The 19,826-nt window shown below is 71.0% G+C and carries 21 protein-coding genes; 10 read left to right on the forward strand and 11 right to left on the reverse strand.

All coding sequences use genetic code 11. The annotated features are described in order from the left end of the window. Nucleotides 1-85: 85 nt before the first annotated feature. The 11 genes from ACGFK0_RS25585 to ACGFK0_RS25635 all read right to left on the reverse strand — a co-directional run bounded on the left by ACGFK0_RS25585 (nt 86) and on the right by ACGFK0_RS25635 (nt 11,123). Nucleotides 86-1,177, reverse strand: a complete 1,092-nt coding sequence (locus tag ACGFK0_RS25585; RefSeq protein WP_392908962.1) for a prephenate dehydrogenase — start codon at nt 1,175-1,177, stop codon at nt 86-88. A 10-nt stretch (nt 1,178-1,187) separates the two neighbouring features. Then, nucleotides 1,188-1,550 carry a chorismate mutase gene (gene aroH / locus ACGFK0_RS25590; RefSeq protein WP_392908964.1) on the reverse strand — a complete coding sequence of 121 codons (363 nt, stop codon included), beginning with the start codon at nt 1,548-1,550 and terminating at the stop codon, nt 1,188-1,190. 27 nt (nt 1,551-1,577) lie between these two features. Next, nucleotides 1,578-2,309 (reverse strand): pseudouridine synthase, encoded by a 732-nt coding sequence (locus ACGFK0_RS25595; RefSeq protein ID WP_392908966.1) that lies wholly within the window; start codon nt 2,307-2,309, stop codon nt 1,578-1,580. Nucleotides 2,310-2,406: 97 nt separating this feature from the next. Further along, complete coding sequence (scpB, locus tag ACGFK0_RS25600; RefSeq protein WP_392908968.1) at nt 2,407-2,982, reverse strand: SMC-Scp complex subunit ScpB; 576 nt, start codon at nt 2,980-2,982, stop codon at nt 2,407-2,409. Continuing rightward, nucleotides 2,975-3,868: a segregation and condensation protein A gene (locus ACGFK0_RS25605; RefSeq protein ID WP_392909260.1), complete on the reverse strand. Its 894-nt coding sequence runs from the start codon at nt 3,866-3,868 to the stop codon at nt 2,975-2,977. Before ACGFK0_RS25605 ends, scpB begins: the two co-directional genes overlap by 8 nt. A 114-nt stretch (nt 3,869-3,982) precedes the next feature. Next, entirely contained in the window at nt 3,983-4,645 is a 663-nt protein-coding gene (locus ACGFK0_RS25610) for a hypothetical protein (protein ID WP_392908970.1), read from the reverse strand. A 73-nt stretch (nt 4,646-4,718) separates the two neighbouring features. Continuing rightward, nucleotides 4,719-5,585 carry a ParA family protein gene (locus tag ACGFK0_RS25615; RefSeq protein ID WP_392909263.1) on the reverse strand — a complete coding sequence of 289 codons (867 nt, stop codon included), beginning with the start codon at nt 5,583-5,585 and terminating at the stop codon, nt 4,719-4,721. A gap of 200 nt (nt 5,586-5,785) precedes the next feature. Further along, nucleotides 5,786-6,754, reverse strand: a complete 969-nt coding sequence (locus tag ACGFK0_RS25620) for a site-specific tyrosine recombinase XerD (RefSeq protein ID WP_392908972.1) — start codon at nt 6,752-6,754, stop codon at nt 5,786-5,788. A 123-nt stretch (nt 6,755-6,877) separates the two neighbouring features. Then, nucleotides 6,878-7,525 (reverse strand): NUDIX domain-containing protein, encoded by a 648-nt coding sequence (locus ACGFK0_RS25625; protein WP_392908974.1) that lies wholly within the window; start codon nt 7,523-7,525, stop codon nt 6,878-6,880. After that, nucleotides 7,522-9,216: a CTP synthase gene (locus ACGFK0_RS25630; RefSeq protein ID WP_392908976.1), complete on the reverse strand. Its 1,695-nt coding sequence runs from the start codon at nt 9,214-9,216 to the stop codon at nt 7,522-7,524. The genes ACGFK0_RS25625 and ACGFK0_RS25630 overlap by 4 nt, the downstream gene beginning before the upstream one ends. A 143-nt stretch (nt 9,217-9,359) precedes the next feature. Further along, nucleotides 9,360-11,123, reverse strand: a complete 1,764-nt coding sequence (locus ACGFK0_RS25635) for a hypothetical protein (RefSeq protein WP_392908978.1) — start codon at nt 11,121-11,123, stop codon at nt 9,360-9,362. Nucleotides 11,124-11,162: 39 nt separating this feature from the next. Here ACGFK0_RS25635 and ACGFK0_RS25640 point away from each other — a divergent pair, with 39 nt between their 5' ends. The 10 genes from ACGFK0_RS25640 to ehuA all read left to right on the forward strand — a co-directional run bounded on the left by ACGFK0_RS25640 (nt 11,163) and on the right by ehuA (nt 19,655). After that, complete coding sequence (locus ACGFK0_RS25640) at nt 11,163-11,324, forward strand: hypothetical protein (RefSeq protein WP_392908980.1); 162 nt, start codon at nt 11,163-11,165, stop codon at nt 11,322-11,324. A 185-nt stretch (nt 11,325-11,509) separates the two neighbouring features. After that, on the forward strand, nt 11,510-12,475 hold the full coding sequence (gene pip, locus ACGFK0_RS25645; protein ID WP_392908982.1) for a prolyl aminopeptidase: 966 nt from the start codon (nt 11,510-11,512) through the stop codon (nt 12,473-12,475). 617 nt (nt 12,476-13,092) lie between these two features. After that, on the forward strand, nt 13,093-13,641 hold the full coding sequence (gene ectA, locus ACGFK0_RS25650; protein ID WP_392908984.1) for a diaminobutyrate acetyltransferase: 549 nt from the start codon (nt 13,093-13,095) through the stop codon (nt 13,639-13,641). A 51-nt stretch (nt 13,642-13,692) separates the two neighbouring features. Beyond that, nucleotides 13,693-14,955, forward strand: coding sequence for a diaminobutyrate--2-oxoglutarate transaminase (gene ectB / locus ACGFK0_RS25655; RefSeq protein ID WP_392908986.1), 1,263 nt, complete (start codon nt 13,693-13,695; stop codon nt 14,953-14,955). Between the two features lie 98 nt (nt 14,956-15,053). Further along, nucleotides 15,054-15,449 carry an ectoine synthase gene (locus ACGFK0_RS25660; protein WP_392908988.1) on the forward strand — a complete coding sequence of 132 codons (396 nt, stop codon included), beginning with the start codon at nt 15,054-15,056 and terminating at the stop codon, nt 15,447-15,449. Further along, a complete protein-coding gene (gene thpD / locus ACGFK0_RS25665) occupies nt 15,446-16,354 on the forward strand; it encodes an ectoine hydroxylase (RefSeq protein WP_392908990.1) in 909 nt (302 codons plus the stop codon). The genes ACGFK0_RS25660 and thpD overlap by 4 nt, the downstream gene beginning before the upstream one ends. 106 nt (nt 16,355-16,460) lie before the next feature. Continuing rightward, on the forward strand, nt 16,461-17,354 hold the full coding sequence (gene ehuB, locus ACGFK0_RS25670) for an ectoine/hydroxyectoine ABC transporter substrate-binding protein EhuB (RefSeq protein WP_392908992.1): 894 nt from the start codon (nt 16,461-16,463) through the stop codon (nt 17,352-17,354). 6 nt (nt 17,355-17,360) lie between these two features. Beyond that, complete coding sequence (gene ehuC, locus ACGFK0_RS25675) at nt 17,361-18,077, forward strand: ectoine/hydroxyectoine ABC transporter permease subunit EhuC (protein WP_392908994.1); 717 nt, start codon at nt 17,361-17,363, stop codon at nt 18,075-18,077. Further along, complete coding sequence (gene ehuD, locus ACGFK0_RS25680) at nt 18,077-18,730, forward strand: ectoine/hydroxyectoine ABC transporter permease subunit EhuD (protein ID WP_392908996.1); 654 nt, start codon at nt 18,077-18,079, stop codon at nt 18,728-18,730. Before ehuC ends, ehuD begins: the two co-directional genes overlap by 1 nt. Continuing rightward, nucleotides 18,717-19,655: an ectoine/hydroxyectoine ABC transporter ATP-binding protein EhuA gene (ehuA, locus tag ACGFK0_RS25685; protein ID WP_392908998.1), complete on the forward strand. Its 939-nt coding sequence runs from the start codon at nt 18,717-18,719 to the stop codon at nt 19,653-19,655. Before ehuD ends, ehuA begins: the two co-directional genes overlap by 14 nt. Nucleotides 19,656-19,826 lie beyond the last annotated feature (171 nt).

Below are 19,826 nucleotides of genomic sequence, written 5' to 3' on the forward strand. Positions count from 1 at the left end.
CCCGGACGAGCCCCGGCGAACCAGGCTACCGGCACCGGCCCACTCCCCGCGCCGCCGCCCGCACGGCCGCGCCCCGGGCCGCGGGCTAGCCGGGCACCGACCAGCCGCGGGCGCGCAACTCCCCGGCCAGCCGTTCGGCCGCCTCCGGCACCACCGACAGCTCCAGCACGCCCAGCGGGCGGCCCGGCGAATGCTCGATCGCCACGTCCTCGATGTTGACGCCCGCGATCCCCGCCGCCTGGAAGATCATCGCGAGTTCGCCCGGCCGGTCGGGGATGACCACCTGGACGGCCGCGTAGGCGGGCTGGTCGCCGCCGTGCTTGCCCGGGATGCGGGACCGGCCCGCGTTCCCGCGCAGCAACAGATCCGCCACATGGGCGGCGGCCTCCTCGCTGCCGTCGCGCAGCAGCGACGCGGCCACCGCGAGGTCGGTCGCGACGGCCTCCAGCACGTCCGCGACCGGCGCGGAGTTCGCCGACAGGATCCCGATCCACAGCCGCGGGTCGCTGGCCGCGATCCGGGTGACGTCCCGGACGCCCTGCCCCGACAGCCCCAGCGCCACGTCGTCCGCACCGGTGAGGCGGGCGGCGACCGCCGCCGACACCACGTGCGGGCCGTGCGAGACCAGGGCGACGGCCCGGTCGTGCTCGGCGGCGTCCACCGCCACCGGCATCGCGCCGCACGACTTCGCGAGATCCGTGACGACCGCGACCGTCTCCGGCGTCGCCTCCGGGGGCGCGCACAGCGCCCACGGGCGGCCGAGGAACAGGTCCGCGCGGGCCGCGGCCGGCCCGGACCGCTCACTGCCCGCCAGAGGGTGGCCCGCCACGAACGTCGTCAGATCGCAACCCAGCTCGGCGGCCTGCGCCAGCGGCAGCGCCTTCACGCTCGCGACGTCGGTGTAGGCGGTGGCGAGGCCGCGTTTCTGCGCGTCCAGCAGCGTCACCGCCACCGCCGCCGGCGGCACCGCGAGCACCGCCAGATCGGCGGGCTCCGCCTGCGCCCCGTCCGGCAGCGCGTCACCGGCGCCCAGCTCGACCGCCAGCGCCAGCGCCGCCGCGTCCCGGTCGGTCAGCCGCACCTCCGCGCCGCGCTCCCGCATCGCCAGGGCGATCGACGTCCCGATCAGCCCCGTCCCGACAACGATGATGCGCCGCGCCACCACGTCCTCACTCACGCCGGTCACCCTACTGCGCGATGTCGAGGCGGAGGGCCGTGGCGCCGCGCAGGTAGACGTGCTGGACGTCCGAGCGGGGGCGGCCGGTCTCGATGTGGGCCATCAGCCGGATCACCCGGGGCAGCGAGCCCGGAACGGCGATCTCCGACGCGCACAGCAGCGGCACGTCGTGGAAGCCGAGCTTGCGGGCGGCGAGCGCCGGGAACTCCGCCGTCAGGTCCGGCGTGGTCGTGAAGATCACGCTGATGACGTCGTCGGTGCTCAGCTCGTTGCGGGACATCACCTCGGCGACGAGCTCCGTCGTCGCCTCCAGGATCTGGTCCCGGTCGTCGGCCTCGACCTGCGTCGCCCCGCGGACCGCGCGTACCGTCACAGCCGTTCCCCTCCTCGTGTCCGCCGGCTACAGCCCGGCGACCTTGTACAGCTCGCCGATCTCCTGCACGGACAGCGCCCGCATCGTGCCCGGCTTCAGCGCCCCGAGCCTGATCGGCCCGAACTCTATTCGGGCCAGCTGCTGGACGGGGAACCCGACCTCCTTCAGCAGCCGCCGGACGATGTGCTTGCGCCCCTCGTGCAGGGTGATCTCCACCAGCACGCGCCTGCCGACCTGGTCGAAGATCCGGAACTTGTCGGCCTTGGCGGGACCGTCGTCCAGCGTCACGCCGGCCCTCAGCCGCCTGCCGAGGTCCCGCGGGATCGGGCCGTGGATCTCGGCCAGGTAGGTCTTGGAGACCCCGTAGCTCGGGTGGGTGAGGCGGTGTGACAGCTCGCCGTCGTTGGTGAGCAGGATCAGGCCCTCGGTGTCGGTGTCCAGCCGTCCGACGTGGAACAGCCGCTCCGGCACCTCGACGTAGTCGGCGAGGGACTTGCGGCCCCGTTCGTCGGACATCGTGCTCACCACGCCGCGCGGCTTGTTGATCGCGTAGTAACGCATCTCGGAGCGGGTCTCGACCCGCATGCCGTCCACATGGATGACGGCGTGCCGCGGGTCGACGCGCTCACCGAACCGGAACACCTTCTTCCCGTCGACGGTGACGCGGCCCTCGCCGATCAGCTCCTCGCAGTGGCGGCGGCTGCCGATCCCGGCCTCGGCCAGGACCTTCTGCAGCCGCACGCCCTCGTTCTCGCTCACTGGGCCCCTCGCCTGGCGGCTCGGGGCCCGTGAGCGAACGCTGCTCTGCTTGCCTGGTTCGCTGCGTTCCTCGCCTGGGGGCTACTCGTCACTTCGCTCACGTGTCCTCAACTATGTCGTCTGGAAGGTCGTCGGGCAGGAAGGGGGCGAGCTCGGGCAGCTCGTCGAGGCCGCGGAGCCCGAGCCGCTCCAGGAAGTACCCGGTGGTGCGGTACAGGTGCGCCTGCGACTCGGGGTCCTGACCGGCGTCCTCGATCAGGCCGCGCAGCGTCAGGGTGCGCATCACCCCGTCGCTGTTGACGCCCCGGATCGCCGATACGCGGGCACGGCTCACCGGCTGCCGGTAGGCGACGACGGCGAGCGTCTCCAGGGCGGCCTGCGTGAGCCGCGCCTGCTGGCCGTCGGTGACGAACCGCTCCACGACCGGGGCGCACACGTCCCGGGTGTAGAACCGCCAGCCGCCGGCCACCTCCCTGAGGTCGAACCCGCGGCCCTGCCCGGTGTATTCCGCGGCCAGTTCCCGCAACGTCTCCGCGATCTCGCCGCGGGGGCGCTCCAGCAGCTGCGCGAGCGTCATCTCGGTGACGGGCTCGTCCACCACCAGCAGGATCGCCTCGATCGAGGCGCGCAGCCCCGGAAGCTCCGGCGCGTCCGCGCCGGGTTCCTCAGTCATCGTCTCCCTCGTCCCTCCGGTCCTTCTCGCCGTTCCGGCCGGCGTCGTCCTTCTTGGCGACGCCCTCGTAGTCGTCGCCGACCTCGATGTCGCCCTCGTCGGTGCCGACCCAGGTCACGTGCAGATCCCCGAGGGGTTCCAGCTGCTCGAACGTGACGTTCTGGTCCCGGTACAGCTCCAGCAGCGCCAGGAACCGCGCGACGACCTCGTAGGTGCCCTCGGCGTCGGACGCCAGGACGCGGAACGTCGTCCGGCGGAGCCGGCGGAGCCGTTCCACGACGATCGCGGCCTGCTCGGTGACGCTGGCCTTCGGCTGGTAGATGTGCTCGACGGAGACCGACGGCGCCTCCTTGGGCGTGAAGGCCCTGGCAGCGAGGCGGGCGAACTCCTCGGGCCCGAGGCCGAGCAGCACCTCCGGCAGCAGGTTCGCGAACCTCGGCTCCATCGGCACGACGCGCGGGAACCGGCGGCTCGCGTCGGCGATCCGCCCCGCGAACACCCGCGCGACCTCCTTGTAGGCGCGGTACTGCAGAAGCCGCGCGAACAGCAGGTCGCGGGCCTCCAGCAGGGCCAGGTCGTCCTCGTCGTCGACCTCGCCGGACGGCAGCAGCCGGGCGGCCTTGAGGTCCAGCAGGGTCGCGGCGACGAGGAGGAAGTGGCTGGCCTGGTCGAGGTCCCAGTCCTTGCCGTGGGAGTGGATGTGCGCGATGAAGTCGTCGGTGACCTTGTGCAGCGACACCTCGGTGATGTCGAGCTTGTGCTTGGAGATCAGCCCGAGCAGCAGGTCGAACGGCCCCTCGAAGTTGTCCAGGTGGACGCGGAACCCCTGTTCCTCCCCGGTCTCTTGACCGCTCCCCCGCTCCGGTTCCGGCGACGTCTCGTCCACGTCGCTCACGGTAGCGGAGGTCACCTCCCGCGCTGTGCTCACCGGCCACATCGTCCCACGCGCGGCGCGTGCTCGCACCACGGCCGGTCACGAGCGGTGACGGCGCGGACGCCCCTACCGCCCGGTCATCCGCGCGACGAGGTCCTCCGCGTCCGCCCTGGTGTACTGCCCGGAGATCATCACCGTGCCGCCGGTGATGGGGCCGCCGGACACCGAGGGCGCCGAGACGACCTTTCCTCCGACGATCATCGCGATCCGCCGGCCCGGGGAGCCCTCCGGCTGCTCGGCGGCCTTGCCGGTCAGCCGCCCGAACGCGGCGCCGTCGGCGGGGGTCAGATCCAGCTGGACGGCCCATCGGGCCTGCCCGCTCTCCGGCTCCGGCGGCACCGCCTCGATGCGCTCGACCCGGTCGACGATCATGCGTTCCGGGCCGAGCCGCAGGCAGGCGCCCTCGGTGTCCGGCACGGTCCCGGACCCGCACGGCGGCGGGGAGGTGTCCGCGACCTGCTGGAACGTCATCGGCTCGCGCAGGTCCGCCGGGCCGCCCCCGCCGCCGCCGGTGACGTCGCGGATGACGAGGAAGACCGCGGTGCCCGCCAGCAGCACGCCGAGCGTCAGGAGGGCGACGACGATCACCACCCGTTTCCCGGCCGTGCGGTCCGGCGGAGGGCCGCCGGGCGGAGGGAACGCCTCGTACGGCTGCCCGAACGGCGGCTCATAGGGCGGGCCGGAAGGAGGCGGGGGCGGTGGAGGAGGGGGGGCGGGGGGCTGGTTCACGGCGTTTCCGGTTCGTCAGTGGCCGCCGCGGGGGCGGCGTACCAGGGTGCTGTTTTCACCGTGCGCGTCGGACCTACCCGACGTGGGCCCACCTTCCGAGCACCTCTCGCGCCAGACCACGGTATGCGTTCGCCCCCATCGAGTTCGGGTCGAAGAAGGTGATCGGCTCTCCGGCGACGGTCGCGTCGGGGAACCGCACGGTGCGGTTGATGACCGTGTGGAACACCTTGTCGCCGAAGGCCTCGACGATGCGTCCGAGGACCTCGCGGGTGTGCAGGGTGCGCGAGTCGTACATGGTGCCGAGGACCCCGTCGATGACGAGTTCCGGGTTGATCCGGCCCTGCACCTTCTCGATGGTCTCCATCAGCAGCGCGACGCCCCGCATCGCGAAGTACTCGCACTCCAGCGGGATCAGCACTCCCTCGCTCGCGGCCAGCGCGTTGATGGTGAGCAGGCCGAGCGACGGCTGGCAGTCGATGAGGATGTAGTCGTAGTGCGGGATCGCCGACTTCAGCGCGCCCTGCAGGATGTACTCGCGGCCGACCTCGTGGACGAGCTGGACCTCCGCGCCGGACAGGTCGATGTTGCTCGGCAGCAGCTCCATCCCGTCGACACCGGTCTCGATGACGATGTCTTCCCACTCGGTGTCGCGTTCGAGCAGCATGTTGTGGATCGTGAGGTCGAGCTGGCGCGGGTCGCCCTTGCCCAGGCCCACCGACAGGGCGCCCTGGGGGTCGAAGTCGACGAGCAGGACACGGCGGCCGTACTCGGCGAGCGCCGCGCCCAGGTTGATGGTCGTGGTGGTCTTGCCGACGCCGCCCTTCTGGTTGCAGACGGCGACGATCCGTGCGGGCCCGTGCTCGGCCAGAGGTTCCGGTTCGGGGAACACCGGCACGGGTCGCTGAGTGGGCCCGAGGGCCCTTCTCGGATCGGTCTCTATGGTGGCGGAGGAAAGGACTCCATCCGCACCGTCAGTGCTGGTCACCAGATCCCTCCCCGGCGGCCCGGAAATGCCATCCAGAACGGGGACTCTAGGGCCGCCGGACCCGCGTCTCAAGCCGACGCGCGCCGAACGTCGCGATTTGTCGACACACCGGTTCGCCCGGTTTGTCCCCCCGGGGCCCGTCTCGCGGGCCCCGGTCAGCTCCGCGCACGCGGATGCGAGGTCGCGTAGACCTCCCGCAGCAGCTGAACGGTCACCAGCGTGTAGACCTGCGTCGTGGTCACCGAGGCGTGCCCGAGCAGCTCCTGGACCACGCGGACGTCGGCTCCGCCGTCCAGCAGATGGGTCGCGAACGAGTGCCGCAGCGTGTGCGGCGACACCTCCGACAGATGGGCCCGGTCCGCGGCGGCGCGCAGCACCATCCACGCGCCCTGCCGCGACAGCCGCCCGCCCCGCGCGTTCAGGAACAGCGCCGGGCCGCCCCGCCCCGCCCCGGCGAGTTCGGGACGCGCCCGCACCAGGTAGGCGTCCACGGCCTCGCGGGCGTAGTCGCCGATGGGCACCACCCGGGCCTTGCCGCCCTTGCCCGCCACACGGGCGAACCCGTCCCGCAGGTCGAGGTCGTCGACGTCCAGGCCGACGGCCTCCGAGATGCGCGCCCCCGACCCGTACAGCAACTCCAGCAGCGCCCGGTCGCGCAGCCCGCGCGCGGCGCCGGGGCCGCCGCCGGACGGGCCGGCGGCCGCGGCGAGAAGCCGCTCGACCTCCTCCAGCGAGATCGCCTTGGGCAGCCGCCGCGGCGGCGTCGGCGGCTTGACGTCGTGTGCGGGGTCGCCCGCGGCCAGGCCCTCACGCAGCGCGAAACGATGCAGTCCCCGGACGGCGGCGAGCGCCCGCGCCGCCGACCCCGCCGACAGCGGCGGATGGTCGTCGTCGCCCTCCCGCAGGCTCGCCAGGTACGCGCGGACGTCGTCCTCGGTGATCTCGCCGGCGGCCGTGCGGCCCCGCCCCTCCTGGACCCGCACATACCGGCGCAGGTCACGCCGGTAGGAGCTCAGGGTGTTGGCGGCCAGGCCCCGCTCGACGGCGAGGTGCCCCAGATAGGTGCGCACGGCCGAACCGAGCGCGGAACCGGCGCCGGCGTCGTCCGGGAAACGGTCGGACATGGCGGGCCGCGCGGTGCTCCGGGGGGTCGGACTCGGGGACAGTGCGGCACCTCTTCCGGCGGTGACTACGGGGACCCCGCCCATCATGCCCCCTCCCGCCGCGGACGGGGGCCCATCCCGGGGTCAGCCCTCCGGCGCGTCGACCGGGCGCAGCCCCGCGAACCCGGACGAGCGCGCGGCGTGCACGGCCAGTACCCCCATGCAGGCGATCATGTTGTGCAGGTCGCCGGCCAGCGCCTTGCGGACCGCGTCCTCCAGCGGCACCCACACGACCGGCATGTCGGCCTCCTCGTGGACCCGCTCGAAATCGATCTGGTCGGCGGGCACCTCGGCGACCCCGCGGGCCAGGAAGATCCGGACGCGCTCGTCGGTCATCCCGGGCGACGGGTACACGTCCAGCAGCGTGTCCCAGCGCTCCGCGCGGTACCCGGACTCCTCCAGCAGCTCCCGCTCGGCGAGCTTGTGCAGGGGCTCGCCGTCCACGTCCCGCAGCCCGGCGGGCGCCTCCCACAGCAGCCGCCCCACGGGATGCCGGTACTGGCGCAGCAGCAGCACCCGGTCGCGGTCGTCGAGGGCGATGACGCCGACGGAGCCGATGTGCTCGATCACGTCGCGGCCGACGACCTCGGTGCCGTCTCCACGCGGCATCTCGACCCGGTCGCTCCGGACGCCGAAAACGCGCCCCCGGTAGACCGCGGACTCCGCCACGACCCGCCACCGCTCGGGACGGTCGCGGACGTCGTCCGGGCCGAACTCCTCCGCGGGGCTCATGAGACGGTCACGTTCCCCGTCTCGCCCTCGCCCGCGCGATTCGCCGCGTAGTCGAGGGAGGCGGCGACCAGGCCGGTGAACAGCGGGTGCGGGCGCGTCGGCCGGGACCGGAACTCCGGATGCGCCTGCGTGCCGACGAAGAACGGGTGCCGGTCGCGCGGCAGCTCGACGTACTCGACCAGGCGGCCGTCGGGTGACAGGCCGGAGAACCACAGCCCCGCCTCCTCCAGCCGGTCCCGGTAGGCGTTGCTGACCTCGTAGCGGTGCCGGTGCCGCTCGGACACCTTGGCCTCCCCGTACAGCTCCCGGACGACCGACCCCTCGGCGAGGTCGGCCGGGTAGAGGCCGAGCCGCATCGTCCCGCCCATGTCGCGCTCGCCGGCGACGACGTCGAGCTGGTCGCTCATCGTGGCGATGACGGGGTCGGCGGTGGTGGCGTCGAACTCGGCGCTGCCGGCGTCGGCGAGCCCGCCGAGCGTCCGCGCCGCCTCGATCACCATGCACTGCAGGCCGAGGCAGATGCCGAGCAGCGGGACGCGGTTCTCGCGGGCGTGCCGGACGGCGCCGATCTTGCCCTCGATGCCGCGGACCCCGAACCCGCCGGGCACGAGGACGCCGTCGACTCCGTCCAGCTCCCGCTCGGCGCCCTCCGGGGTCTCGCAGTCGTCGCTCTTCACCCAGCGGATGTGGACCTTCGCGTCGTTGCCGAAACCGCCGTGCCGCAGCGCCTCGGTGACCGACAGGTAGGCGTCGGGCAGGTCGATGTACTTGCCGACCAGCGCGATCGTCACCTCCCGGGCCGGCTTGTGGACGCGCCGCAGCAGCTCGTCCCAGGCGCCCCAGTCGACGTCGCGGAACGGCAGGTCCAGGCGGCGCACCACATAGGCGTCCAGGCCCTCGGAGTGCAGCACCTTCGGGATGTCGTAGATGCTGGCCGCGTCGACGGCCGACACGACCGCCTCACGGTCCACGTCGCACATCATGCTGATCTTGTGCTTGAGCCCGTCGGTGATCGGCCGGTCGGACCGGCACACGATCGCGTCGGGCTGGATGCCGATGGAGCGCAGCGCCGCCACCGAGTGCTGCGTCGGCTTCGTCTTCAGCTCCCCCGACGGACCGATGTAGGGCAGCAGCGACACGTGCAGGAAGAAGCAGTTCTCCCGGCCGATCTCGTGCCGGATCTGGCGCACCGACTCCAGGAACGGCAGCGACTCGATGTCACCGACCGTCCCGCCCACCTCGGTGATGACGATGTCGACCGCGTTGTCGGCGGCCATCCCGATGATCCGGTCCTTGATCTCGTTCGTGATGTGCGGGATGACCTGGACGGTGTCGCCGAGGTACTCCCCGCGCCGCTCCTTCGCGATCACGTTGGAGTAGACCTGGCCGGTGGTGACGTTCGCCGAACCGTGCAGCTCGGTGTCCAGGAACCGCTCGTAGTGCCCGATGTCCAGGTCGGTCTCGGCGCCGTCGTCGGTGACGAACACCTCGCCGTGCTGGAACGGGTTCATCGTCCCGGGGTCGACGTTGAGGTAGGGGTCGAGCTTCTGCATGGTGACCCGGAGGCCGCGGAGGGTGAGGAGCCTCCCGAGGCTGGACGCCGTCAGTCCCTTGCCGAGGCTCGAGGCGACACCGCCGGTGACGAAAAGGTGCTTGGTAGGCCGTGCTCTACCAGTGGCTGCCGAAGGCAAGAAGACGCTCCCGTGGTCGTTGCGAGGCGGACGCTGCTCACTGTCCACGGGCCTCTAGCTTAACAGCCGGCTCACCGTGTCCGCCCAGGGGACACCCCCCGGACCCCGCGTGCCCGGGTCCGGGGGCCCGCGTCGAGGCGCCGCTAGAGGCGCGGGGTGGCGGCGGTGGGCATGATGGTGCGGAGCTGGCGGGTGAGCTCGTCGATCAGGGAGCGGGCCTGGTCCGCGGCGGTGCGGGCGGCGTCGCGCTCCTGGGACAGCTCGGCGATCTGCGCGCGCTGCTCGGTGACGGCCTGCGCGAGCTGGTCGACCCACTGGTCGCGCTCGGCGAGCTTCTCGGCGACGGCGTCGCGCTCCGCGGCCATCTGCCGCATGCCCGCCACGGCCTTGTCACGCTCGCGCCCGGCCTGGTCGGCCCGGCCGCGGGCCAGGGTGAGCTCGGACTCGGCACGCGCCTGGGCCTGGACGGCGGCCTCGCGGGCCCGTTCGGCCGACTCCCTGCCCTTGGCGCTGCCGTCACGTTCGCGCTCGGCCTTCTTGGCGGCCTCAAGCGACTGCGCAGCCGTGTCGAGGGCCTGCTGGCGCTCGGCCTCGGCGGCCTCGGCCCGTCCGGCGGCCTCCTGGATGCGCCGCTCGGCCTCCTGCGCCCGGCGCTCGGAGTCCAGCGCGCGGCGCTCGTTCTCCTGGGCGCGGCGCTCGGCGACCTCGGCGCGGCGGCGGGACTCATCGGTCTCGTTGCCGGCCGCGACGATGGCGTGCTGCAGGTTCTGCGCGGTCATCTCGGCGTCGGTGACCTTGGCGCGCAGCGCCGACAGCTCGGCGTGCGCGGCCTCCAGGCCCCGCGACAGCTCCGCGGCCTGCTCGGCGACGCGGTCGCGCTCGGCCTCGGCGGAGCGGCGTCCGGCGACGGCGTCCTCGACGGCGCGGAGAGCGTCGTCGCGGGCCTCGCTCATGGCGTCGCGCTGCTGGATCGCCTGGCGGACGGTGGCCTCGGCCTCGGCGACCCGGCGTTCGGCCTGCTCGACCTGGGCCTGCACCTGCTCCATCTGCGCGCGGGTCTGCTCGGCCTGCGCGCGCGCCTGGTCGGCCTGGATGCGCGCCTGCTCGGCCTGGTTGCGCGCCTGGTCGGCCTGGGCGCGTCCCTGCTGGGCCTGGTTCCAGGCGGCGGCCGCGTCCCGCTGCGCGTTCTCCTTCTCGGTCTGCAACGCGGCGATCTGGGTGACGGCCTCGTTCTGGACCTCGGCGACACGGCGGTCGACGTCGGCGTACTGCCGCTCGGCCTCGACCGCGCGGCGGTCGGCCTGCTCGGCCTGCCCGCGGGCGCGCTGCACCTCGCCCCACGCGGCGGCGGCGTCGCGCTGCGCGGCCTCCTTCTCGGCTTGGACGGCCGCGACCTGCGAGGAGACCTCGTTCTGGGCGTCGCCGAGGCGCCGCTCGGCCTCCACGGCGCGCCGCTCGGACTGCTCGGCCTGCCCGCGGGCGCGCTGCACCTCGCCCCACGCGGCGGCGGCGTCGCGCTGCGCGGCCTCCCGCTCGGCCGCGATGGCCGCGACCTGCGAGGCGATCTCGCTCTGCACCTCGTTGACCTTGCGCTCCCCGGCGGCGAGCGCGTCGCCGATGAGGTCGGCCATCTGGCGGAGCCGCTCCACCATGTCCCAGGGCTGGGCCTCGGGCTGCCCCGGCTCGGGCCGCACCATCTCACCGGTGCGGCCGTGCCGGCCCTGACCGGCCTGGGGCGGCTGCTGCGCGGCCGGGACGGGCAGCGCGGGCTTGGACATCTGGATCGGCTGCTGGGCGGCCGGAACCGGCGCCTCGGGCGTCCGGTTGGGGTCGCGCCCCATGGCGGTCCAGGGGGACCCCGCGTCCGGGACTCCGCGGGAACCGCCCGATCCGTTCAGCTCACTCACTGCTCTCCTCGCCTCACGGCTCGGTGCCACGTGAACGCCATGGCGCTGATCATCGTGGTCGCGGCCCTGCCCGCCTGGCGGCCCGTCATCTCGCTCACGTGTCTCCTCGCCTGGCGGCGCCCGGCCGCGTTCGCGGGGGTCTGTGTGCACATTTCGTTCGCTCCGCTACCGGCCCTGAGCCTCGTCGCTTCGCATCACTGAAGGCACTCTAGTCCCGACCAGCGGAACCTTTGCCCAGTTTGGGGTTTACTTTCTTGATCCTCGCAATGTATCCGCGCACGCAGGACGCCTGGTCGCGCCCTGTTCACGGCCTGCACACGACAGTCTGACGGGTGCCGCGGGTCACATCCGGTGGAACGGCGGAACGGGTGGGACAATCGCACCCCATGGAGCTTCGCACCCTTTATCCGCCCGTCGAGCCGCACGAGTCCGGGATCCTCGACGTAGGCGACGGCAACCGCATCTACTGGGAGGTCTGCGGCAATCCGGACGGCAAGCCGGCGGTGATGCTGCACGGCGGGCCGGGCGCCGGGTGCAGCCCGGAGCACCGCCGGCAGTTCGACCCGGACGCGTACCGGATCGTCCTGTTCGACCAGCGCAACTGCGGTCGGAGCCTGCCGCACGCGAGTGACCCGGCGGTGTCGCTGGAGGCGAACACCACCTGGAACCTGGTCGCCGACATGGAGAGGCTGCGCGAGCACCTGGGCATCGAGCGCTGGCTGGTGTTCGGCGGGAGCTGGGGCAGCGCGCTGTCGCTGGCGTACGCGCAGACCCATCCGGAGCGGGTGACGGAGCTGGTGCTGCGCGGCATCTTCACGCTGCGGCCGTTCGAGCTGTACTGGTTCTACCAGGAGGGCGCGTCGCTGCTGTTCCCCGATCTGTGGGAGAAGTACGTCGAGCCGATCCCCGAGGACGAGCGGGAGGACCTCATCTCCGCGTTCAGCGAGCGGCTCGCCTCCCCGGACCGGGACGTGCGCGTCGCCGCGGCCAAGGCGTGGTCGACCTGGGAGGGCTCGACGATCACGCTGCGACCGGACCCGGAGGTGGCCGGCGAGTTCGGCGAGCCCGACTACGCGGTGGCGTTCGCCCGCATCGAGAACCACTACTTCGTCAACGAGGGGTTCCTCGAGGACGAGCAGCTGATCCGCGGCGTGGACGGGATCCGCCACATCCCGGCCGTGATCGTGCAGGGCCGCTACGACGTGTGCACCCCGGTCGCCACGGCCTGGGATCTGCACCGCGCGTGGCCCGAGGCGGAGTTCCACATCGTCGACGACGCCGGCCACGCCTACAGCGAGCCGGGCATCCTGCACCGGCTGATCGAGGCGACGGACCGGTTCGCCGGACGCTGAGCGAAACCCGGTGCAACGCGCCGTTCGCAGAAGGGCTCGATAAATCGGACGCGTCGAAATGTTGTGATCGGCGAGTCCGGAATCCCGGCCGGGGACGGCGTTCGAACCATGCCCCGGCCGGGCGCATTTAAGACCGAAATCCCTCGATATCTTACCTCTGAGCTATCAGAGCCTTACCGTTCGGTCACTGAACCTGCCCCTTGAAGGTCAGTAGGGGCGGCCTCTCAGAGTCCGCGTCAACGCCTTGCCCCACACCCGCCCCAGGATGCCCGCGACCGGACGACCTCGCTCGATGCGACGTGACGTCCACCGCACCCCGGGCGTTGTCATCGAATTTGAGTGACTTACCTCACACAACCGATACACAAAACCCCTCCCGAGGCCACGACAAAACATTAAGGTGGCGTTCAGGAAGCGTCCTGGCGCCGCCGCCCGCCCGAGTGGCAGTACCTCCTGCGTAGCACGGGGAAAAGCGGATGGCCGCATGCGCGGGCCCGCACTTAATTGCACCGAATTCGACAAAGCCTAATATCTTACCCAGTGCCGCAGGTCGCTAAACATCTCGCAGATAACATTCCTCTGCGATCACGATGCGAGATTCGCTAAGTTGCCTGGACATGGCAGCGCAACCCCTGGAATCACCGACCCGACGCCCCGACGCGAACGAGACGAACGCGGACGTGCAACTCCAGGAGCCGAGCCTCGCCGACGGCCCAGAGCTTTGGCGGATGGCCCGGGACTCACGCGTCCTGGACGTCAACTCGCCGTACAGCTACACGCTTTGGTGCCGCGATTTCCCGGACACTTCAGTGGTGGCGCGCGACGCCGGCGCCCCCTGCGGTTTCATCACCGGCTACGTCCGCCCGTCCCGGCCCGACACGTTCTTCGTATGGCAGGTCGCCGTCGACCACGACCACCGCGGCCAGGGCCTGGCCCGCCGCATGCTCGACGACCTCGCCGACCGGCTCGTCCCCCGCGGCCACCGGTTCATGGAGGCCACGGTCACGCCGGACAACACCGCCTCCACCGCGATGTTCGAGTCGTTCGCCCGGGACCGCGGGTGCGAGCTCGCCCGCAGCCCGCTGTTCGGCGCGGAGCACTTCCCCGAGGGGGGACACGAGCCCGAGGTGCTCTTCCGGATCGGCCCGATCACCGACGCGAACTGATCCACCCCACTCCCCCGTCCGCTCCCCCACACAACCTGCCTGGAGGCAGACATGGACGTTTTCGCCCGCCTGGAATCGGAAGTCCGCGGCTACTGCCGAGGCTGGCCCACGGTGTTCACGACCGCGCAGGGCAGCCACATGACCGATGAGGACGGGAAAACATACCTCGATTTCTTCGCCGGCGCCGGAACTCTCAACTACGGGCACAACAACCCGCAGCTGAAACGCCGGCTGATGGACTATCTCGCGAGCGACGCGATCGTGCACAGCCTGGACATGTACACCTCGGCCAAACGGGAGTTCCTGGAACGGTTCAACGAGTACGTGCTCCAGCCGCGGGCGCTCGACTACAAAATCCAGTTCCCCGGCCCGGCGGGCAACAACTCGGTCGAGGCCGCGCTGAAACTCGCCCGCAAGTACACCGGCCGTGAGACGGTCGTCAGCTTCACCAACGCCTTCCACGGCATGACGCTCGGCGCGCTCGCCGTCACGGGGAATTCGATGAAGCGCACCGGGGCCGGCGTACCGCTCGGGCACGGCGTCGCGATGCCCTACGACAACTACCTCGACGGCAGGACGCCCGACTTCCTGCTGTTCGAGACGATGCTGGAGGACAGCGGCAGCGGCCTCGACAAGCCCGCCGCCGTCATCGTGGAGACCGTGCAGGGCGAGGGCGGCATCAACGTCGCCACCGCCGAGTGGCTGCGGGGCCTGCAGGACCTGTGCCGCCGGCAGGACATCCTGCTCATCGTCGACGACGTGCAGATGGGCTGCGGCCGCACCGGGTCCTTCTTCAGCTTCGACGAGGCCGGGATCACCCCGGACATCGTCTGCCTGTCCAAGTCGCTCAGCGGCTACGGGCTGCCGTTCGCGGTCACGCTCATGAAGCGGGAGCTGGACGTGTGGGAGCCGGGCGAGCACAACGGCACCTTCCGCGGGTTCAACCCCGCGTTCGTCACCGCCGTCGCCGCGCTGGAGGACTACTGGACCGGCGACGACATGGAGAAGCAGACCCTCGCCAAGGGCCAGCAGGTCCAGACCGCGCTGGAGTCGATCGCGCAGGCGCACGCCGGCGCCGTCGACTCCGTCCGCGGCCGCGGCCTGGCGTGGGGCCTGGTGATGAACGACGCCGAGATGGCGCCGCGGGTGTGCACCGAGGCGTTCGAGCGGGGGCTGCTGATGGAGACCTCCGGCCCGGAGGGCGAGGTGGTCAAGCTGCTGCCGCCGCTCACCACGACCGAGGCCGAACTGGCCCAGGGCCTGGAGATCATCGCGGACTCGCTGGAGGCCGTCCGCCAGAAGGTCGCCGTCTGAGAACGAGCCGGCCACGACGCACGGCTCGAGCGAACACCGTCCGCTGCCGCCGGGCCCGCCGCGGGCCCGGCCCGGGCACAGCTGGAAAGAGGAGATTCATGATCGTTCGTTCCCTTGACGAGATCATCGGCACCGAGCGCGACGTGCAGGCACCGACGTGGTGCAGCCGCCGGTTCGTGCTCGCCAAGGAGGGCGTCGGCTTCTCGATGCACGAGACGATCCTGTACGCGGGATCCGAGACCAGGATGTGGTACGCGAACCACGTCGAGGCGGTCTACTGCATCGAGGGCCAGGGAGAGCTGACCAACGACGAGACGGGCGAGAAGCACAAGATCGAGCCGGGCGTGATGTACCTGCTGGACCAGCACGAGCACCACACCCTGCGGGCTCACACGGACGTGCGGACCGTCTGCGTGTTCAACCCGCCGGTCACCGGCCGGGAGGTCCATGACGAGAACGGTGTGTACCCGCTGCTGACTGAGGAGGACGCATGAGCATCATCGAGTCCCATCCGACCATCGACGACGCCTATCCCACCCGCAAGGGCGTCGAGGCGGCGCTGCTGTACCGGCAGGACCCTGTCGTGTACGGCGCCCCGGAGGACGGGCCGATCGACGGTGCGACGCTCGACTCGTTCGAGGCCGACGGATTCCTGTCCGTCGACCAGCTCATCTCCCCGGAGGAGGTCGAGGACTACCGCGCCGAGCTGCGCCGGCTGTCCGCGGACCCGCGGATCCTGGCCGACGAGCGCACGGTGACCGAGCGGGGCTCGGACGAGGTCCGCTCGATCTTCGAGATCCACAAGATCAGCGAGGTCTTCGACCGGCTGGTCCGCGACCCCCGCGTCGTCGGCCGGGCACGGCAGCTCCTCGGGTCCGAGGTCTACGTCCACCAGAGCCGGGTCAACTCCAAGCCGGGGTTCAGCGGCAAGGAGTTCTACTGGCACTCGGACTTCGAGACCTGGCACGCCGAGGACGGCATGCCCCGGATGCGCGCGGTGAGCATATCCATCGCGCTGACGGAGAATTTCGTGCACAATGGCGGGCTAATGATTATGCCTGGCTCGCACAAGACCTTCGTGGCCTGTGTCGGGGAGACCCCGGACGACCACTACAAGGAGTCCCTGCGCGGACAGGAGATCGGGACGCCCGATCCCAACAGCTTGTCGATCCTTGCCGAAAAACACGGGATCGAGCTGTTCACAGGGTCGGCGGGCTCTGCGACCATGTTCGACTGCAACTGCATGCACGGCTCGAACGGCAACATCACGCCGTTCCCGCGCTCCAACGTGTTCATCGTCTTCAACAGCGTCGAGAACACCTGCGTCGAGCCGTTCTCGGCACCCGCACCGCGTCCGGAGTTCATCGGTGCCCGCGACTTCACACCCGTGGGCGGCTGAATGAACACAACAATTCGATAACCCCGACCCATCCTGCTCCCGCGCCCGCGGGGGGCCGCTGCGGCTCCCCGCGGGCGCGGGAGCACACCCATCCAGGAGTTCGATGATGACTTCCTCGAGACGTGACTTCCTGCGCACCGCCGTGCTGCTGTCCGCCGCGGTACCGCTGGCCGCGGCGGGCTGCTCCACGACGGATCCGGAGGAGGAGCTCGCCGGCGGCGGGACGCTGGAGAAGGCCAAGAGCGCCGGCTCGATCACCGTCGGCTTCGCCAACGAGGCGCCGTACGGCTACACCGACAAGTCCGGCAAGCTGACCGGTGAGGCGCCCGAGCTGGCGCGCGTCATCTTCAAGAAGCTCGGGATCGACGAGGTCAAGGGCGTCCAGGTGGACTTCGCCGGCCTGATCGCCGGGCTCAACGCCAGGCGGTTCGACACGATCGCCGCCGGCATGTTCATCACTCCGGAGCGCTGCGCCTCCGCGGCGTTCGCCAATCCCGAGTACGTGGCCAAGAGCGCGTTCATGGTCAAGGAGGGCAACCCCGAGGGCCTGAAGACCGCCGAGGACCCGGGCAAGAAGGGCGTCAAGGTCGGCGTGCTCACGGGCGCCGTCGAGGCCGGCTACGCCGAGAGCACCGGGGTCAAGAAGGACGACATCAAGACCTTCGCCGACCAGGCCAGCGCCTACGAGGGCCTCAAGGCCGGCCGCATCGACTGCATCTGGCTGACCCGCATCTCCCTGGCCGACCTGCTGGCCAAGCACGAGGGCGAGGGCTACGAGGTGACCGAGGCGTTCACGCCGGTCATCGACGGCAAGGAGCAGCTCGGCGCCGGCGCGTTCGCGTTCCGCAAGGCCGACGCGGACCTGCTGAAGGCCTGGAACGACGAGCTCGCGAAGCTGAAGCAGTCGAACGGGCTTCTGCCGGTCCTGCAGCCGTTCGGGTTCACCCAGGCGGAGATGCCCGGGCCGGACGACACCGCCGCGAAGTTCTGCAAGGGCTGATCCCGGGTGACGGACGTCCTCGAGAGCTACCCCCAGTGGCTCGATGGCGCGTGGCTCACCTTCCGGCTCACCGTGTTCGGCGGCGCGCTCGCGCTGGTGCTCGCTTTGATCTTCGGTCTCGCGGGCGCCTCGCGGCACGCCGGGGTACGCGTCCTGAACAGGGTGTACGTGGAGTTCTTCCGCGGTAACGCGACCCTGGTGCTGCTGTTCTGGTTCTTCTACGCGCTGCCCCTGATCGGGCTGCGGTTCACCACGATCGTGGCGGCCGTGCTGGCACTCGGCCTGAACATCGGCGCCTACGGCGCCGAGGTGGTCCGCGGCTCGATCAAGGCGGTGCCGAAGGCCCAGTACGAGGCGACGGTGGCGCTGAACTTCACGCCGTTCCAGCGGATGCGGCGGGTCCTGCTGCCGCAGGCCTTCGCGCTGATGCTGCCGCCGTTCGGCAACCTGATCATCGAGCTGATGAAGGGGACGGCCATCGTGTCCCTGGTCGGCCTGGTCGACCTGACCCGCGTCTCGAAGAACATCCAGGGCAGCAGCGGGGAGACCATCGCGGCCTTCTCGGTGGCCCTGATCCTCTACTTCGTGATCGCGCAGGTGCTGCAGCTGTTCGTCCGCTACGCCGAGCGGCGCGTGGACCGGATGCTGGGCCGCAGGCTTCCCAGTGAACCGTCGCTCGGCACGATCGCGGCCGGTGCTCCCGGAGCGGGGGTGGCGGGCTGATGAACTGGAACTGGGAATACGCAAGCGAGATCCTGCCCGATCTGCTGGACGGGCTGCGCTACACCGTCATCGCGACGCTGGTCGGCTACGTGCTCGCCCTGGTCCTGGGCCTGGTGTGGACGCTGCTGCGCCGCACGCCGTACACGGCCGTCAACCAGACGGTCCGGTGGGTCACGGAGTTCATCAGGTCGACGCCGCTGATCCCGCAGCTGTACTTCGTCTTCTTCGTCCTGCCCGCCTGGGGCATCACGATCGGGCCGTTGACGGCGGGCATCATCACGCTCGGCGTCCACTACTCGACCTACACGGCGGAGGTGTACCGGGCCGGAATCGCCGACGTCCCGAAGGGGCAGTGGGAGGCGTGCACGGCCATCAACCTGCCGAAGTCGCGGGTGTGGCTGGACGTGATCCTGCCGCAGGCGGTCCGCCGCGTGATCCCGACGCTCGGCAACTACCTGATCGCGATGTTCAAGGACTCGCCGATGCTGTTCGCGATCAACGTCGCGGAACTGCTCTTCGCCGCCAACAAGGTGGGGTCGGTGAACGGCCAGTTCCTGGAGCCGATGACGATGGTCGGCCTGTTGTTCGTCGTGGTCAGCGTCATATCCTCGATACTGGTCCGCCGCTTGGAGAGGCGCTATGCCACCAACTGACACCACACCCGAAGCCCCGACGCCCCAGGACCCGGAGGGCGGCCCGACGCCGCAGGACGCAGCGGCGGGCGAGAGCGTTCCGACGGACAAGGGCGTCTCCGCGCAGAAGACCGACGCGAAGAAGGGCGAGCCCGCCGCGGAGCTTCCGCACGGCAGCGCACCGGGCATCCGCTTCGAGAAGGTGGTCAAGCGGTTCGGCAGCAACGTCGTGCTCCGCGAACTCGACTTCACCGTGGAGCCCGGCGAGCGGGTGACGCTCATCGGGCCGAGCGGGTCGGGCAAGACCACCATCCTGCGGCTCCTGATGACGCTGGAGACCCTGAACGAGGGCGTCATCTGGATCGGCGACGAGACGCTGTGGCACATGGAGCGGGGCGGCAAGCGCGTCCCGGCCAGCCAGCGGCACCTGCACGAGATGCGCAAGCAGGTCGGCATGGTGTTCCAGCAGTTCAACCTGTTCCCCAACATGAACGTGCTGCGCAACCTCACCGAGGGGCCGGTGCGGGTGCTGGGGGTGTCCAAGGACGAGGCGTTCGAACGCGCCAGGGACCTGCTGGAGCTGGTCGGCCTCGCCGACAAGATCAACGCCCACCCGACGCAGTTGTCGGGCGGGCAGCAGCAGCGGGTGGCGATCGCCCGGGCGCTCGCCATGCAGCCCCGGGTACTGCTGCTGGACGAGGTCACTTCGGCCCTGGACCCCGAACTCGTCGTCGGAGTCCAGGACCTGCTGCGCGACATCGCGAGGCAGAGCGACCTGACCATGCTGTGCGTCACTCACGAGATGGCCTTCGCCAAGGACATCTCCGACCGGGTCCTGATGTTCGACCAGGGCCAGATCGTCGAGGAGGGTCCCCCGGACCAGATCTTCGGCGAGCCGACCGAGCAGCGCACCCGGGACTTCCTGCAGGCGGTCCTCGCTTCTTGACCGAACGGCCTCCGGCCGGCCTCCCGCAGGCAGCCCGTCGCCCGCGTCCCCGTCGCCCCGGGGACGCGGGCGGCTCTCGTTCCGGGACGGTTCCACGGGCGCGCCGCCCTCCGTGATCAACCCGCCCTGGAGAGCACCGAACGTCATTCGGTACCGTGGCGGGATGAATCG

It is taken from the genome of Spirillospora sp. NPDC048823, from assembly GCF_043198445.1.
GTDB lineage: Bacteria > Actinomycetota > Actinomycetes > Streptosporangiales > Streptosporangiaceae > Spirillospora.